The organism is Christensenella minuta, from assembly GCF_003628755.1.
Lineage (GTDB): Bacteria > Bacillota > Clostridia > Christensenellales > Christensenellaceae > Christensenella > Christensenella minuta.
In genome coordinates this window covers 1,133,783-1,150,302 of the sequence record NZ_CP029256.1, presented here as the reverse complement: position 1 = coordinate 1,150,302, position 16,520 = coordinate 1,133,783, and the positions used below count along the sequence as shown (strand labels likewise).

Sequence of the window (16,520 nt, the reverse complement as noted above, 5' to 3'; positions counted from 1 at the left end):
AGTACGATGTTGTACAGTTTATCAGAGAAGGATTCAAATGTCAAGTATCAAACCATGCCGCACGGAGCAGGCGCGCAGCCTTGCGCAGTTCCTCTGAATGATAGCCGGAATAACCCGCGACCACAGTGGGGGAAAAGGTGCATCCGTTTGTATAGTAAGAAGAGAGCGGAGTGAGCTGTACGCTCTTTTCCGCAGCTGTCCGGATCAGCTCGCCTTCGGACATACCGTTTTTTACGGTCAGCAAAAGATGGGGACCGGAATCAGCTCCTGAAAAATTGATCTTGTCCCAGCTGTTCCGGAGACCCTCCATAAAAGCGTCGCGCCGTGATTTATAAATTTTACGCATCCGGTGCAGATGCCGTTCAAAATATCCGCGGGCGAGAAACAAGGCGAGGGTGCGCTGTTCAAAACTGGGAATCGTGCACGAATAAAAGAGCAGGGTTTCGCGGTATTTCTTCAGCAAATGGGCCGGAAGGACCATATAGCTGATCCGCAGGGAAGGGGCGAGCGTCTTGGCAAACGTATTCAGGTAAATCACCCGCTCCTGCGCGTCAAGGCTTTGCAGGGCGGGAATCGGCTTTCCAGAAAAACGGAACTCACTGTCATAGTCGTCCTCGATGATATAACGGTCCGCGCGCGCCGCCCATGAAAGCAGCCTTTGCCGCTGCCCGACAGGCGTTACGATGCCGAGCGGGAAGTGGTGGGAGGGCGTGACATGCGCCACATCCGCCCCGGATGCTTCCAGGGCGTCCACATCCATCCCGGTCTGGTTAAGCGGCACGGGGACGGTGCGGATGCCGTTTGCGTGTAGGATATGCTCCGTCTTCCGATACCCGGGATCTTCGATGGCATACAGGTTTTCACGGGGAAGAAGTTGTGTAATCAGACTGAGCAGGTATTCCGAGCCTGCGCCCAGTATGATTTGCTCCGGCGCCGCCTCGATCCCACGGAAATCGTGCAGGTAGCGGACGATGCCCGTGCGCAGGGAAGCGTCTCCCTGGGGATCCAGCGGACGCAGCAGGCTGTCGCTTTCCATGCTCAGCACCTCCCGCATCAGTTTTGCCCATGCCGCAAACGGGAAATGGTCCGTATCCACGCGCCCGGTCGAAAGGACAAAGCGATGGTCATCCTGAATGGGAATAACGATGGATGGCGCGGCTTTTTTTGCGCTGTGGTGCAGCAGGGTTCCTTCTTCCATGCGGCACACATAATATCCGCGTTTCTCCAGGGAATAAATATAACCCTCGGCCAAAAGCTGGGAATATGCTGCCTCCACCGTCCCCTGGCTGATTTTCAGGTGTGCGGCGAATTTGCGTTTGGAGGGTAGGTGAAAGCCTTCGGAAAGGCGTCCCGCCTCGATCTCCGTACGGAGGTAATGATAGAGCTGCTCATAAATAGGGGTTTTCTTGTTTACCTTTAAGATTGGTGTAAGCACATCTGCCTCCCTCCTTCCGTGCAACTGGCATTGTTAAAAAATCAAAAACTGGCCGTTGAAACAAGATCAGTTCTGTTTATAATCATACTTGTAAATGAAATTGCTGTCAACGAAAGGAAGGATTCAGAAAATGACACAGGAAAGATATGAACTGAACAAGAATCTGGCTCAGATGCTCAAAGGCGGGGTCATCATGGACGTAACTACGCCCGAACAGGCAAAGATCGCGGAAGACGCAGGGGCATGTGCGGTAATGGCGCTCGAGCGTATCCCGGCGGATATTCGCGCCGCGGGCGGCGTATCCCGCATGAGCGATCCAAAAATGATCCGCGGGATTCAGCAGGCAGTAAGCATTCCTGTCATGGCAAAAGTACGGATCGGCCATTTCGCAGAAGCACAGATTCTTCAGGCCATCGAGATTGATTATATCGATGAAAGCGAAGTGCTTTCTCCGGCGGACGATATTTACCATATCGATAAAACAAAATTTGACGTTCCTTTCGTGTGCGGTGCAAAGGACCTTGGTGAAGCCCTGCGCCGGATCGCCGAAGGCGCATCCATGATCCGTACCAAAGGAGAACCGGGCACGGGGGATGTGGTACAGGCGGTACGCCATATGCGGATGATGACAAGTGAAATACGCCGGATCGCAGGCCTTGCCGAAGATGAGCTCTACGAGGCGGCCAAACAGATGCAGGTACCGATCGGCCTGTTGAAATCTATACATGTCAACGGACGGCTTCCGGTAGTGAATTTTGCGGCAGGCGGGATAGCGACGCCTGCAGATGCCGCACTGATGATGCAGCTGGGCGCGGAAGGCGTATTCGTCGGGTCAGGGATTTTCAAATCCGGTAACCCGGTAAAACGCGCCGCCGCGATCGTACAGGCCGTGACCAACTATAATGATGCCCGGCTGCTCGCCGGCCTTTCGGAAGACCTTGGAGAAGCAATGGTGGGCATCAACGACCAGGAAATCGAACTCTTAATGGCGGAGAGGGGAAAATGAGGATAGGAATCTTGGCGCTTCAGGGTGCCTTTGCGGAACACACGGGAATGCTGCGGCATCTGGGGGCGGAATGCTTTGAAATACGGAAGGCAGCCGACCTTAACGGATGGGAGCCGGATGGGCTTGTGATCCCCGGCGGCGAGAGCACAGTAATGGCAAAACTCCTGTATGGCCTTAAGCTGCTTACCCCCCTGCGCGATAAAATTGCGGACGGACTTCCTGTATTCGGAACGTGTGCGGGCCTGATTTTACTTGCGGCCCGCGTGGAGGGAGGCGCCCCATGCTTTGCCTGCATGGATATTACGGTAAAACGGAACGCCTATGGACGGCAGCTCGGCAGCTTTGAGACGGCGGCGCAATTTGCGGGCATCGGGGAGGTCCCAATGGTATTTATCCGCGGACCGTATATCGTAGACGCGGGAGACCGGGTGGAAGTCCTTGCCCGTGTGGACGGACGGATCGTTGCTGCACGGCAGGAAAATATGCTGGTAACGGCATTCCATCCAGAACTTGCCCATAATGAGCGGATCCATCGCCTTTTTCTCGAAATGGCAGGAGAATACAGACAGAAAAAAGAGACGCGCGGGCACCGCGGCGGTTCCCCGGTTCCGGCATGAGCGAAAGGGCCGCGTCCGGGTGTGGAGCGGAAAGAACAAGGGAATAAAAACAGGCCCTGCCGGAATGCGGGACCCGTTTTGCCAGGATACTATTTTGTGATAATCGGGGAAGGGGTGGAATTGTAAACCGTGGTATGCGGCTCTATGGAATGGGTAAGCCACACGTTGCCGCCGATCACCGAACCTTCGCCGATTACGGTATCGCCGCCGAGGATCGTCGCCCCCGAATAAATAATGACGTTGTCTTCGATATCGGGGTGGCGTTTTACGCCTTTCACGGGGTTGCCGTTGCAGTCGAGCTCAAAACTTTTTGCACCCAGCGTTACGCCCTGGTAAATTTTTACGTGCCTGCCGATGGTACAGGTCTCGCCGATGACCACTCCCGTACCGTGATCGATGAAAAAGTATTCGCCGATGTGCGCGCCCGGGTGGATGTCGATTCCCGTCGCGCTGTGCGCTTGTTCCGTCATAATACGGGGCAGGAGCGGAATATGCCGCTCATAAAGCGCATGCGCCAGCCGGTAGATACTCACCGCTTCAAAACCGGGGTAAGACAAAAGTATCTCCTCGTTTGAAACAGCCGCCGGATCTCCGCAATAGGCCGCCTCAATATCCGTATTCAGGAGACGGGCGATCTCCGGAAGCTGCTTCATGAAATGAAGGGTGATCTTGCGGGCATTTTCCCTGCACTTGTCGCAATCAGTACGTTCCCTTTTTTGCAGGTGGCACTGGTTGACCATAACCTCCGCAATAATGCAGTCGAGCAGGACAGCCGCCTCCTGAAACCGCTTTTCCACAATTTTTTCAAGAGCGGATTCCTTTACAACCATATTATCATAAATATTGGGAAACATCGCGCTGCGTATCAGACGGACGACAGCCGCGACCTTTTGTTTCATCCCAAAACCGCTGATCGTCTCCCCGGTAATGTTGTGGGAATTGATAGAAACGATTTCTCGGGCGAGATCGCGGATCGCCAGTTCGTTCAGATCTTTGAGCATACTTTCCTCCCTGTGAAGCCGCCAGCCTGCAGCCGGCAAAACATAATTTATTTCATTATAGTTTTTTCTGCCGCCAAGCGCAACCGATTCAGGCCAGACGCCCGACAATAAGATTTTCTATCGCCCAAAAAGCAGGTAATGAATGTTGAAATAGTAATGTAGAAATGATAAAATATATGTCGGCATAAGCAAAATTTTGCAAAAAAGCAAAAAAAGGACTTGACATACATGAAGCGCGCAAGATATGCTTTAGCAAGCAAGCAAGCAAGCAAGCAAGCAAGCAAGCAAGCAAGCAAGCAAGCAAGCAAGCAAGCAAGCAAGCAAGCAAGCAAGCAAGCAAGCAAGCAAGCAAGCAAGCAAGCAAGCAAGCAAGCAAGCAAGCAAGCAAGCAAGCAAGCAAGATTCATTCTGTTGTAGAGCACACGGCTAATATAGGATTTTAAAAATAAAAGGCAGAATCTGCCGATGCGTTTAGCATAGGCGGATTCTGCCTTTTTGTTTAAAAAAAGTGAAAAACGTTATGCGGAAAGGAATCGAGAATGAGACAATATAAAAGATATCAACGTTTTTTATGTATGCTGACGGCTGCTGTGGTTGGAACTATGCTTCCCTGTACGGCAATGGCTTCGGGTATGCCGGGCGATACGGAATATTCATATATTGCTCATGGAATGGCAGGATATACGGAGCGGCAAGAAATCAAAGGGGACATATCAGAGCAGGAAAAGAGCGGCGATTTGCAGTCCTGTACAATTTCCGGGGATTGTGTTCTTGGAAACGGACAGAGTGGACCATGCATCACAGAAAATGAAAAGAACCGGAGCGTAAGCCCAGCGGCATCAACCGGTATAGCAACGGATAATAGAGTGCAGAAGGAACCAGAAGTGTCTTCAGCGGGCACCCAAGCGCAAATTGCGAAAAAAGAAACAGCGTATGCAGGACAAACGCTGACAGTAGGCGGGATAAACGCATTTGAGACCCTGACCGGGGAAGGATGGAGCTTTCAGCCCGGGACCAATACGCTTACGCTGAATGGATATGCCGGCGGAGCAATACATGCGGAGGGCTTCAGCCTTACGGTCGCGCTTGCGGAAGGAAGTGCGAACGTCATAACGTCGGATATATCGCAGAACGGTTCGGCCTTGGGCGCGAATACCTTTGGTTATTCAGATGACAGCCTAACGCTGCGCGGGGAGGGCGCCGGAGCTTCCTTGCTCATCGATGGCGATTTACAGGGAATTTACGCGCAGGGCGGCGTTGCGGTTCAGAATTGTAATTTAACGGTAGGGATCCGTTCTACCGAAGCGTCGGAGGAAAAGGTAAGCGACGGAACGATGTCAAGCTTTACCTTTGGATGCATCCGCGCAGGCGGCGGCCTTTTGATAGAAGATTCCAATATTGATTTAAGTTCGCAAAAGGGAACGGAAAACAATAAAAAGACATACGCCGGTATCGGGGCTGCAACCGGAAGAGTTGATATTCGGAATTGCAGCATTACGATTGATGCGGCTTCTACGGGCATCCAATCCAGCAATAAACCGTTAAATATAGAAAATTGCACGCTCGACATCCGTGGGGATGAAACCGCCGCCATTGTTTGCCAGTGGAGCACGGTCGCCCTGACGGGGTGCAAAGGCACGGTTGCATCGGGAGGTGCACAGGGAGTTGGTATTACTGCGCAAAGAGCGAAAGGTTCGATTACTTTGACAGACTGCCAACTGTCGTTGGATTCGGCTTATTATGGAATCATGGCGCTGGCCGACAGTGTCTATTTGAACTCCAGCACGTTGGATTTCCCTGCAAAGACCCGGTATGGGATTTATGCGGCCGATAAGATAGAGGCATCGAACGGCTCTGCTGTGAATGGACAAAACTGTACTTTTGTCTGCTATATGCCTGCGGAATCCGGGTGCACGATAGATGAGGGCTCTGCAGTAAATGGAGTCCAGCTTTTCAATGGGAAAAAGAATGTTACGGTTTTAGGAACATTCACGTTCTTAAAAGAATATATGGCAGCGGTTGGTGACGTGATGGAGGGGAAATTATTTACAGTCGATGAAGGCGCCGAAGCCACCGTTGCCGAAGATGCGGTGCTGGATATTACGGAAGCCGCCTCGGTTAGTATCGAAGGGAAGCTTATTAATCACGGAATATGGAGGTTAAACGGAGAGAAGGCGGTCAATACGGGGACCATTGTAAATTGGAGGAGCGTAGAAGAAACGGCCGATACTGCGATCAGGAATAATGGAGCAGCTTACAGTGTCTGTACTGCGCTTTTTCCGGTCCAAGGGAATGCAGTTATTCCGATGCACAAAGAATCTCAAGCGGTTGAGGAGAATCGCATAGAACCAACCTGCACGTCGGAGGGGAGCTATGACAGCGTAGTCTATTGCGCGAACTGTGGGGAAGAACTTTCGAGGGTGCAAAAAATATTGGCGGTTTCCGGACATTCTTATTCACAGGAATGGAAAAACGATGCCGAAAGTCATTGGCACGAATGCTCTGTCTGCGGTGAACAGGCGTCAAAAGCCGCGCATAATTTTGCATGGGTAACTGACAGGGAAGCGTCCGTGCAGGCGCCCGGCTTGCAGCATGAAACGTGTACGGTCTGCGGCTATAGCAAGGCGGCGGCCGAAATCCCCGCCCCAAATGATGGTACGGATACGGCAGCTTCTGATGCGGAAGCACCGAAGACGGGGGATAGCAGCAGCATCGTGTTTTGGACTGTATCAGCGGTTCTTATGGGGGTAGGATCAGTGGGCGGCACAGTTTTAAAACGGCGGAAAAACAAGAATAGCCGGATGACCTAAACGGGTTTCTCACAAAATATCCGCAGAACGCTCTGCGGATATTTTGCTTTTTGTGGCCTATAAAATATTTTCAGGTTTCCCCGCCGCTTTTTTGACAAAAATATTAGTTGATATGGTATAATTCATATATTATGACTTGTCTGGAGGTCAAAAGACTTTTCCAAACCGGAAAGAAGGAGGTATGCGGATATGCCTATTAATATCAATAGTCAGTTGCCCGCGGCAAAAGTATTGGCGCAGGAGGGCATATTCACAATGCCCTTCGAGCGTGCGGAAACACAGGACATCCGTCCACTCAGGATCGCGATCCTTAACATTATGCCCACCAAAGAACAGACGGAGACGCAGCTGATGCGCCTGCTTGCAAACTCACCGCTGCAGATTGAGATCGTGCTGCTGCATCCGGCCACCCATGTGTCTAAAAATACGCCGATCGAACATTTGAACGCGTTTTATCAAACCTTTGAAGACGTGAAGGATCAGAAGTTCGACGGCCTGATTATCACGGGCGCTCCAGTGGAGCAAATTCCGTTTGAGCATGTGACTTATTGGGACGAGCTGAAGGAAATTATGGACTGGAGCCGCAAAAACGTCTACTCCACGATGCACATCTGCTGGGCGGCACAGGCGGGGCTTTATTATTATTACGGTATTCCCAAATATCCGCTGGAACAGAAACTTTCGGGGATATACCTGCATAAACGGACGGATAACAACAGCCCGCTCATGCGTGGGTTTGACGATGTGTTCTGGGCGCCGCATTCCCGCCACAGCTATGTCAGGATGTCTGACGTGGAAGGGCGGCCCGAGCTCAACATACTGTGTGAATTCGGGGAAAACGGGCTTTATCTTGTTTCGGCAAAGAAAGGACGCCAGATCTTTGTGACGGGGCATCCGGAATATGATGCGAATACGCTGAAAACAGAATATGTGCGCGATCTGGCGAAAGGGATGGACGTTCCCATGCCTGCAAATTATTTTGCGGATAACGATCCGAAGAAACCGCCGCTTGTCCGCTGGCGCGGGCATGCGAATTTATTATTCAACAACTGGCTGAACTATTATGTATATCAGGAGACACCATATGATCTCCAGGCAATTCAGAACGAGGAGTGACGAACAATGAAATTGGCAAAGCAACTGACAGACCTGATCGGGAATACACCGCTTTTGCAGTTGAACCACATCAACCCGGCCATCTGGGCAAAGCTAGAATCCTTCAATCCACAGGGGAGCGTGAAAGACCGCGCAGCCTATTACATGGTAAAAGACGGGATAGAGAAAGGACTCATTTCAGATGGTACGGTGATCGTAGAATCCACAAGCGGGAATACGGGAATCGCGCTTGCCTATATTTGTACTTGCCTTGGGCTTCGTCTGATTATTACGATGCCCGAATCCATGAGCGTGGAACGCAGGAACCTGCTTGCGGCGCTTGGCGCGGAGCTTGTGCTTACGCCTGCCGCGGAAGGCATGCGCGGCGCGATCAAGAAAGCGCGGGAGATTTGTGAGAAAGAAAAGGGCTATATGGTGGGCCAGTTCGAGAATCCAGCCAATGCGCAGGCACACCGCGAAACTACGGCGGTCGAGATTATGCGCGACCTTGTGGATGACGTCGATATCTTTGTGGCGGGCGTAGGAACGGGCGGAACGATTACCGGCTGCGCGGAAGCATTCAAGGAAAAATTATCGGATGTAAAGATCGTGGCGGTGGAGCCGGCGGAGAGCCCCGTGCTTTCCGGCGGGAAGGCGGCTGCCCATAAGATACAGGGAATCGGCGCGGGATTTGTTCCCAAAATACTGAAGCGTGAGCTGATCGACGAGGTGATACAGATAACTGCGGAGGAAGCGTATAAAGCGGCCCGCATGCTTGCCGGAAAGGAAGGCGTGCTATGCGGCGTATCATCGGGCGCGGCGCTGGCGGCAGCGATAAAGCTTGCCGGGAGGCCGGAAAACGCAGGCAAAAAGATTGTGGCCGTTCTTCCGGACACTGGGGAACGCTATCTTTCCACGGACCTGTTTGCAGGAGAATGATCCCTGCTCTGACATAAGACTATAATAAAGGAGTGTTGTTATCATGTTAAAGAATATACCGGATATTATTTCTCCCGAACTCATGTATGCGCTTATGAATATGGGACATGGCGACGAAATTTGCTTCGGCGACGCGAATTTCCCCGCGGATTCCATGGGACAGCGGGTGATCCGCGCGGACGGCCATAAAATCACGGAACTGCTTGATGCCGTGCTGCAGCTTCTGCCGCTCGATTCTTTCGTGCAGAAACCGTGCGTGCTGATGGATGCGCCGGTAGGGAATGAACCTGCCGTGTGGGGAAAATATGATAAGATCATCCGTGAAAACGACTTTGCGGGCGCGTTTAAACATGGTTTTGAGAAAGTAGAGCGTTTTGATTTTTACGACCGCGCAAAGGAATGCTATGCGATCGTTGCAACGGGCGAGTATGAGGGATATTCCAATATTATCCTGAAAAAGGGCGTTATTTTCAAATGAATCCGGCGGGGAGGCTATCGTAATGGAATTCCAGTTGCAGATCCCCACACAGATTATTGTGGGAAAAGATTGTATCGGTAAAAATGCAGCCCTGTTCCCTTCGTTTGGGAAACGCGCGGTAATCGTCAAATCAGGGTCGGCGGGCAAAAACGGCGCGCTTGCAGATGTCGTAAAAATGCTTGAAAGACAAGGGATTTCCTATCACGTTTGCGATAACGTGCCGCCGAATCCTTCGCCGGAAGATGTCGCGGCTCTGCTCGGCTACGCGCCGGGGTTTGATTTTGTCGTGGCGGTTGGCGGCGGCAGCGCGATGGATGCGGCAAAGGGTGTCGCCGTGCTTGCGGTAAACGATATCGGCGCAATGGAGCTGTATAATAAAAATTACGAGGTAAAGCCGCTCCCGATTATCGCGGTGCCCACGACGTGCGGCACAGGAAGCGAGGTTACGAATATATCCGTGCTCGAGGTCGGGGACACCAAGAAATCCTTTCTCAGCCCGGATTTGCATCCGGCCATCGCTTTTTTGGATGCAAGATATCTGGAAACGCTGCCGTCTCAGGTTGCGGTGGATACGGCGCTCGATGCGCTTTCGCATTGCGTGGAGGGCTATCTGATCCACGATTCCTGGGCAACGGAATTGTTTGCGGAACGCGCGTTTGCCAATTTTGCGCTTTATAAGGCTGCGCTCAATAAGCGCAGCTTTACCAAGGACGAGCTCGAACTGATGCTTTTTACGGCGACACTTGGGGGCATCGTCATTAATATGGCGGGAACGTCGGCCGTACATACGCTTGGATATCCGCTTACCGTTCAAAAAAATGTGCCGCACGGCCGTGCCTGCGCACTTACACTCGGCGAATACGTAGCCTTTTCTTACGATGCGAAAAGAGAAAAGATTGACCGCATGTGTACTCTTCTAAAGGTGAACGGTGTAGAAGGATTCAAGGATATGATCGGCGGACTGCTGCCCGGAAAGCCGGAAATCAGTAAAGAGGAGCTTGAGCAATATACCGATATTTCTGCACAGGCGGCGATCAGGAAAAAAAATGCAAAGCCTATCACGAAAAGCGATATTTTAAATATTTATTTCGCCTCGCTGCTTGGCTGATTCTGAAAAGGGGAAACCATGAACAAATCTTTAGGAGGGGTGTTCCGCTCTGCGTGGAACACGACGAAAAATAATTTTGTACCGCTGCTTGTGGGGATACTGGTCTATGTCGGGCCGACGCTGGTACTGTCGATGATTACCACGGCGCTCCCGGTCACGCTGGCCGGGTCGGGGCTTGCTGTCGGACTGGAGCTGTGCGCCCTTGCGTATATAATCTTCGCTTCGCCGTTTTATATGGGATATATCACATCCGTTTTGCGTACATGGCACCTTACGGGTGCGCCTGTCAGGATGTCCACCGCGTGGGCAGCGGCAAAAGCCAATTACGGGCGGTACATGACCACGCTGCTTGCGGCCATAGTCATTTCGTTTGCGGCCATCTTTGTGATTGCGCTGGTTTCGTCCGTTGCGATCGTCGGCTCCATATTTTCAGCCGCGGGCAGCTTTTACGGCGGTTCCGCGGGTTACGAATACCTTACGGTGCTTGCGGCCATGATGCCCGCGCTGGTTGTGATGGTAGCGCTGATTTTTTTCTATTCATTCTGCCTCAGCTTTGTCCAGTTTATTCCCGGAATGGAATTTCCCAGCGGCTTCCAGGCGGTGTTTCGGTCTTTCCGTTATATTTTTCGTGGGAATTTCTGGAAGAATTTGGGGCATACGCTCATCATTGGGCTCATTACCGTGGGAATCGAACTTGTGGTTATCCTGCCGTTTTATGTTCCTTATCTTTCAACTGTTTTGGCCCCGGGCGCGACGCTTTCGGACATTACGTATGCAAGCACGGCACTGACGGCGGCGCTGCCGCTTTATACGCTGGTTATCACCATTCTCGGGATTTTCCTGCAGACCTTTACCACACCGTATATGTTTGAGGTCTACCTTAATGCCAAAAATGTAAGCGACGGAAAAGATTCTCAGCAACTGCAGCGGACCTATGGCGATCCCTATACCAATTTTACACAGGATAATAATACGCAGCCGCCTGATGGCGGAGGGCAATATCCGCCGCAGATCCCGCCGAACGGCGGAAGATAAAACCGGGGGACCGGTTTTATACCAGAAAGAATAAAAAGCCCCGTCCTTGCGGCGGGGCTTTTCGCTGTTTCGATCAGAACTCTACGTCTTTTCCATAGTAGGCGCAGTCAAGGACCTTACGCATTGCGGCAACATCGGTTTCGCGCGGGTTGCTGCCCGTGCACGGGTCGGCCGTAGCGTTCTCGGCGATAAAGTCTGCAACCTTCTTGAAGGCTTCTTCGCTTACACCGTTTTCCTGATATGACTGCTTAATTCCCAATTTTGCGTTCAGGGCCTTAATCGCATCCACGAGGGAATTGATGAGCTGGCGGTCCGTTGCTCCCGGCAGGCCGAGCGCTCTCGCGATATCTGCAAACCGTTCCGGTACGGTTTTTGCGTTGTATTCGATCACGAAGGGCAGCAGGATCGCATTACAGCGGCCGTGCGGGATCTCGAACTGTGCGCCTGTCTTGTGCGCGAGGGAATGGCAAATGCCGAGCAGCGCGTTCGAGAACGCCATCCCCGCCATGCACTGCGCCATGTGCATCTCGCCGCGGGCTTCCTCGTTTCCTTCCACGGAGGAAATAATGTTTTCATAAATCATCTGGATCGCCTTTAGCGCCAGAGCGTCCGAAATAGGGCTGTGCAGCGTAGCGACATATGCTTCGATCGCATGCGTAAGCGCATCCATTCCGGTGTCGGCCGTCAGAGATTTCGGCATGGTGAGCGGGATGCTGTTGTCAAGGATGGCAATATCCGGCGTGATCTCAAAATCTGCCAGAGGATATTTAATCAGCGTCTTGTAGTCCGTGATAACGGAGAACGCCGTCACTTCCGTCGCCGTACCCGAGGTAGACGGAATTGCCACGAAGACCGCTTTCTGGCGAAGCTTGGGCATTGTGAACGGGTCCTTGATATCGTCGAATGTCTTTTCAGGGTATTCATAGAACACCCACATTGCTTTCGCAGCGTCGATCGGCGAACCGCCGCCGATGGCAACAATTACGTCCGGCTCGAATTCCCGCATTGCCTGCGCGCCGCGGTAAACGGTTTCTACAGACGGATCAGGTTCGACGCCCTCGAAGAGCTTGGTTTCAAGCCCGGCCTCGTGCAGGATGTTTTTCAGCTTGTCAAGAAAACCAAATTTCTGCATCGAACTTCCGCCTGTTACGATGATTGCTTTCTTGTAGCCTTTGAGGCAGGAAAGCTCGTTCATTGCGTCGGGGCCGAAATAGAGGTCGCGTGGGAGTGTAAATCTTGCCATAATTAATTACTTCCTTTCCATATTTTATAAATTTATTATAATAATATTAATAACCATCGAGTCCCTTCTTCTCACAGTTTCATTGTACTATTTGTTAAATAAATATCAATCTTTGTTTTGTACAATAAAAAATGGGGCAGTCATGTCGGATATTTTTAATATGGTAAAAAACGGAGACGCAAGAAAGATGTTACAAGGCATACGTTTTGTGCTAATATAATAGTGTTTGAAATAAAGTAGGGAAATATTTATGTGGAAGCTTGCCAAATATTTGAAGCATTATAAAAAAGAAGTGATCCTGGGGCCGCTCTTCAAGCTTACGGAAGCGGTCCTCGAGCTGATCGCGCCGCTGATTATGGCAAACATCATCGATGTGGGGATCAAAAATTCTGATTCGGGTTATATCTTGCGGATGGGCGGCCTGATGATCCTCATCGCCGCGATCGGCCTTGGCTGCGCACTCATTTGCCAATATTTTGCCGCCAAGGCTTCGCAGGGCTTCGGCACCGATCTCCGCAACGAGATGTTTTCCCATATTGCCGCTCTTTCGCATGCGGAGATCGATACGTTTGGCACGCCGTCACTGATTACGCGTATCACCAACGATGTAAACCAGCTCCAGGTGGCGGTGGCGATGCTGATCCGCCTTGTGATCCGCGCGCCCTTTCTCGTGATCGGCGCTACCGTGATGGCAATGATGATCGATTTGCAAATGTCGCTTATCTTTATCGTCGCCGCAGTTGGGATTGCCGCAGTGCTGTACCTGATTATGTCGCGGTCCGTGCCGTTTTACCGGGCGATCCAAAAGCTGCTCGACCGAATCTCGCTGGTCACGCGGGAAAACCTTGCGGGCGTACGGGTCATCCGTGCGTTTTCCAAGCAGGAAAAAGAGCAGAAGCGTTTCAATGAGGCGTCGGATGAGCTGAAAAAGGCCTCTGTACGCGTCGGAAAGATATCCGCGCTGCTCAATCCGTTCACTTACCTGATCGTTAACGCCGGTATCATCGCTATCATCTGGTTTGGCGGCGGGGCGGTCAATAAGGGAGCGCTCGAACAGGGACAGATCGTCGCGCTCGTTCAATATATGACGCAGATATTGCTTGCGCTGATCGTAGTTGCCAATCTGGTCGTTATTTTCACGAAAGCCTCCGCGTCTGCCGCGCGTGTGAATGAAGTGCTTGAAACGCAGGCAAGCGTTTCGGATAGGGGGAATATTGCGAAAAACAGGCAAAAGACAGACGGCATTCCCAAGATAGAGTTTGAGAATGTGTCGTTTTCCTATGGCGGAGGTGAAATGGACCTTGAAAATGTTTCCGTTAAAATCATGCGAGGGCAGACGATCGGCGTGATTGGAGGTACCGGCTCGGGAAAATCGACGTTTGTAAACCTAATCCCGCGTTTTTACGATACCAGCAGGGGCCGCATCTTTATAGACGGCGAAAATATACGCGAATATCCTTTTGCCGAGCTTCGGGGACAGATCGGCATGGTGCCCCAGCGGGCAGTGCTTTTTTCGGGAACTGTGCGGGAGAATATGCGCTGGCGGGATGCTTCGGCAACGGACGATGAGATATGGGCGGCGCTCCGAACCGCACAAGCCTATGAATTTATAGAAAAATCACCGGAAAAGCTGGATATGCCTATTTTGCAAGGGGGGAAAAACCTTTCCGGCGGACAGCGGCAGCGTCTCACCATTGCGCGTGCGCTTGTGGGCCGCCCGGAGATATTGATTCTGGATGACAGCGCCTCTGCGCTTGATTTTGCAACCGACGCTGCGCTGCGCAAATCGCTCAGGGAATACAGCGGGGAAATTACGGTCATTATGGTTTCGCAGCGGGCGACAACGCTTAAAGATGCGGACAAAATTGTTGTGTTCGACGACGGCCGGGTTGCAGGGATCGGAACGCATGAAGAGCTCTTTGAAACAAACGAGGTCTATCGTGAGATATGCCTTTCCCAGCTTTCGGGAAGCGAGGTGCGGCATGAATAGAAACGTAATCAAACGTCTCGCCGGTTTTCTGAAGCCATATCGCGGTTATCTGATACTTGCGCTCGTTTCCGCGGTTATAAGCGTTGCGATGTCACTTTGGGCGCCGGTCCTGATCGGCAGCGCGGTCGATCTTATTGTCGGCCCCGGGCAGGTAGAGTTTGCCGGAGTTCTGTCTGTTTTGGCCAAAATCGGGGCCGCCATTGGCCTGTCTGCGCTGTTCCAGTGGCTTATGGCGCGGTGTACCAACCATGTGACCTATTATGCGGTCCGTGACCTGCGTATACGCGTGTTTGAGAAACTGAAGACAGTCCCTTTAAAATATGTCGATTCCCATGCGCACGGCGATCTTATCAGCCGCGTCGTGAATGACATCGACCAGATATCAGACGGCCTGCTGCAGGGTTTTGCACAGCTTTTTACAGGCGCGGTTACCATTGTGGGAACACTGTTGTTTATGCTTTCGATCAATGTGAACATTACGCTGGTGGTCGTTCTGATTACGCCGCTATCCCTTGGCGTGGCGGCTTTCATTGCAAAAAAATCTTTTCATTTGTTTCGCGAGCAGGCCGCTGTACGCGGCGAGCTCAGCGGCTATGTCGAGGAAATGGTGGGAAACCAAAAGGTGGTAAAAGCATTTGGTTATGAGGAAGAGGCGCAGCAGAAATTTGAAGAGATCAACGGCAGGCTGCAGGACAGCGGGGTGAAATCGCAGTTTGCTTCCTCGCTGACAAATCCAAGCACGCGCTTTGTGAACGCGATCGTATATGCGGCGGTGGGCATCGCCGGCGCGCTTTCCGCAATCAGCGGAGGGATCACGGTAGGGCAGCTTTCGAGCTTCCTGATCTATGCAAACCAGTATACCAAGCCGTTCAATGAAATTTCCGGCGTGGTGACAGAACTGCAAACGGCGTTTGCATCTGCACGGCGGGTATTTGAAGTTCTGGATGAGCCGTCTGAGACGCCGGACGCACCGGGCGCCGCGGTGATGCGGGACAGTAAGGGAAATGTGGAGATTGAGAACGTGTCGTTCTCCTATGTGCCTGACCGAAAGCTGATCGAAGGCCTCAACGTATACGCGCAGTCGGGGCAGCGTATTGCCATTGTCGGCCCGACGGGCAGCGGGAAAACCACGATCATCAACCTGCTGATGCGTTTTTATGATACCGATAAAGGCGTGATCCGCATCGACGGGATGGATATCCGCCTGATGACGCGCAACTCGATGCGCGCGCTTTATGGCATGGTACTGCAGGAAACGTGGCTGTTTGCGGGCAGTATCCGTGACAATATCGCCTACGGCAAGCCGGACGCCACGGAAGAGGAGATCGTTGCCGCCGCGAAATCGGCGCATGCGCACAGCTTCATTCGCAGGCTGCCGGATGGTTATGATACGATTATTGCCGAAGACGGAGGTGTTTCACAGGGCCAAAAACAGCTTCTGTGTATTGCGCGCGTTATGCTGACCCGTCCGCCGATGCTGATTCTCGACGAGGCGACCAGCAGTATCGATACGCGCACGGAGATGATGATTCAGAGCGCGTTCAGCAAGCTGATGAAGGGGCGTACCAGCTTTGTGGTGGCGCACCGCCTGTCGACCATTCGCGAGGCGGATTGCATCCTTGTGATGAACGAGGGGCATATCGTAGAACAGGGGACCCATAAAGAGCTGATGGAACAGGGCGGATTTTATGCGAGCCTTTACAACAGCCAGTTTGAACGGGCGCAATAGGAATCCCCCAGGCTTTTGTCTCGGATTTATTTAT

14 protein-coding genes are annotated in these 16,520 nt (G+C 52.1%); 11 read left to right on the top strand and 3 right to left on the bottom strand.

All coding sequences use genetic code 11. From position 1 onward, the window contains the following. Positions 1 to 40 precede the first annotated feature (40 nt). Positions 41 to 1,435 carry a MocR-like pyridoxine biosynthesis transcription factor PdxR gene (pdxR, locus tag B1H56_RS05500; protein ID WP_066518052.1) on the bottom strand — a complete coding sequence of 465 codons (1,395 nt, stop codon included), beginning with the start codon at positions 1,433 to 1,435 and terminating at the stop codon, positions 41 to 43. 130 nt (positions 1,436 to 1,565) lie between these two features. Between pdxR and pdxS the strand changes: the two genes are divergently transcribed. After that, on the top strand, positions 1,566 to 2,441 hold the full coding sequence (gene pdxS / locus B1H56_RS05495; RefSeq protein WP_066518054.1) for a pyridoxal 5'-phosphate synthase lyase subunit PdxS: 876 nt from the start codon (positions 1,566 to 1,568) through the stop codon (positions 2,439 to 2,441). Beyond that, positions 2,438 to 3,058 carry a pyridoxal 5'-phosphate synthase glutaminase subunit PdxT gene (pdxT, locus tag B1H56_RS05490; protein WP_066518057.1) on the top strand — a complete coding sequence of 207 codons (621 nt, stop codon included), beginning with the start codon at positions 2,438 to 2,440 and terminating at the stop codon, positions 3,056 to 3,058. Before pdxS ends, pdxT begins: the two co-directional genes overlap by 4 nt. Positions 3,059 to 3,147: 89 nt before the next feature. Here pdxT and epsC read toward each other — a convergent pair whose 3' ends face one another. Beyond that, on the bottom strand, positions 3,148 to 4,059 hold the full coding sequence (gene epsC, locus B1H56_RS05485) for a serine O-acetyltransferase EpsC (protein ID WP_066519222.1): 912 nt from the start codon (positions 4,057 to 4,059) through the stop codon (positions 3,148 to 3,150). Positions 4,060 to 4,287: 228 nt separating this feature from the next. On the opposite strand from epsC, the gene B1H56_RS14495 reads away from it, so the two are divergent. The 7 genes from B1H56_RS14495 to B1H56_RS05450 all read left to right on the top strand — a co-directional run bounded on the left by B1H56_RS14495 (position 4,288) and on the right by B1H56_RS05450 (position 11,524). Further along, complete coding sequence (locus B1H56_RS14495) at positions 4,288 to 4,476, top strand: hypothetical protein (protein ID WP_162938961.1); 189 nt, start codon at positions 4,288 to 4,290, stop codon at positions 4,474 to 4,476. Positions 4,477 to 4,598: 122 nt separating this feature from the next. Beyond that, positions 4,599 to 6,869 (top strand): hypothetical protein, encoded by a 2,271-nt coding sequence (locus B1H56_RS05475; protein WP_066518061.1) that lies wholly within the window; start codon positions 4,599 to 4,601, stop codon positions 6,867 to 6,869. Positions 6,870 to 7,058: 189 nt separating this feature from the next. Further along, positions 7,059 to 7,985 (top strand): homoserine O-acetyltransferase MetA, encoded by a 927-nt coding sequence (metA, locus tag B1H56_RS05470; RefSeq protein ID WP_066518071.1) that lies wholly within the window; start codon positions 7,059 to 7,061, stop codon positions 7,983 to 7,985. Between the two features lie 6 nt (positions 7,986 to 7,991). Continuing rightward, positions 7,992 to 8,903: a cysteine synthase A gene (cysK, locus tag B1H56_RS05465; RefSeq protein WP_066518079.1), complete on the top strand. Its 912-nt coding sequence runs from the start codon at positions 7,992 to 7,994 to the stop codon at positions 8,901 to 8,903. A gap of 43 nt (positions 8,904 to 8,946) precedes the next feature. Then, positions 8,947 to 9,381 carry an RbsD/FucU family protein gene (locus B1H56_RS05460; protein WP_066518083.1) on the top strand — a complete coding sequence of 145 codons (435 nt, stop codon included), beginning with the start codon at positions 8,947 to 8,949 and terminating at the stop codon, positions 9,379 to 9,381. 22 nt (positions 9,382 to 9,403) lie between these two features. Next, entirely contained in the window at positions 9,404 to 10,489 is a 1,086-nt protein-coding gene (locus B1H56_RS05455) for an iron-containing alcohol dehydrogenase family protein (RefSeq protein WP_066518086.1), read from the top strand. A gap of 18 nt (positions 10,490 to 10,507) precedes the next feature. After that, complete coding sequence (locus B1H56_RS05450; protein ID WP_066518088.1) at positions 10,508 to 11,524, top strand: TMEM199/VMA12 family protein; 1,017 nt, start codon at positions 10,508 to 10,510, stop codon at positions 11,522 to 11,524. Positions 11,525 to 11,597: 73 nt separating this feature from the next. Here the strand turns inward: B1H56_RS05450 and B1H56_RS05445 are convergent, their stop codons facing one another. Continuing rightward, entirely contained in the window at positions 11,598 to 12,767 is a 1,170-nt protein-coding gene (locus tag B1H56_RS05445) for an iron-containing alcohol dehydrogenase (RefSeq protein WP_066518091.1), read from the bottom strand. Positions 12,768 to 13,017: 250 nt separating this feature from the next. Between B1H56_RS05445 and B1H56_RS05440 the strand changes: the two genes are divergently transcribed. Both B1H56_RS05440 and B1H56_RS05435 read left to right on the top strand, forming a co-directional pair. Next, on the top strand, positions 13,018 to 14,757 hold the full coding sequence (locus B1H56_RS05440; RefSeq protein WP_066518092.1) for an ABC transporter ATP-binding protein: 1,740 nt from the start codon (positions 13,018 to 13,020) through the stop codon (positions 14,755 to 14,757). Further along, positions 14,750 to 16,486, top strand: coding sequence for an ABC transporter ATP-binding protein (locus B1H56_RS05435; protein WP_066518093.1), 1,737 nt, complete (start codon positions 14,750 to 14,752; stop codon positions 16,484 to 16,486). The genes B1H56_RS05440 and B1H56_RS05435 overlap by 8 nt, the downstream gene beginning before the upstream one ends. Positions 16,487 to 16,520 lie beyond the last annotated feature (34 nt).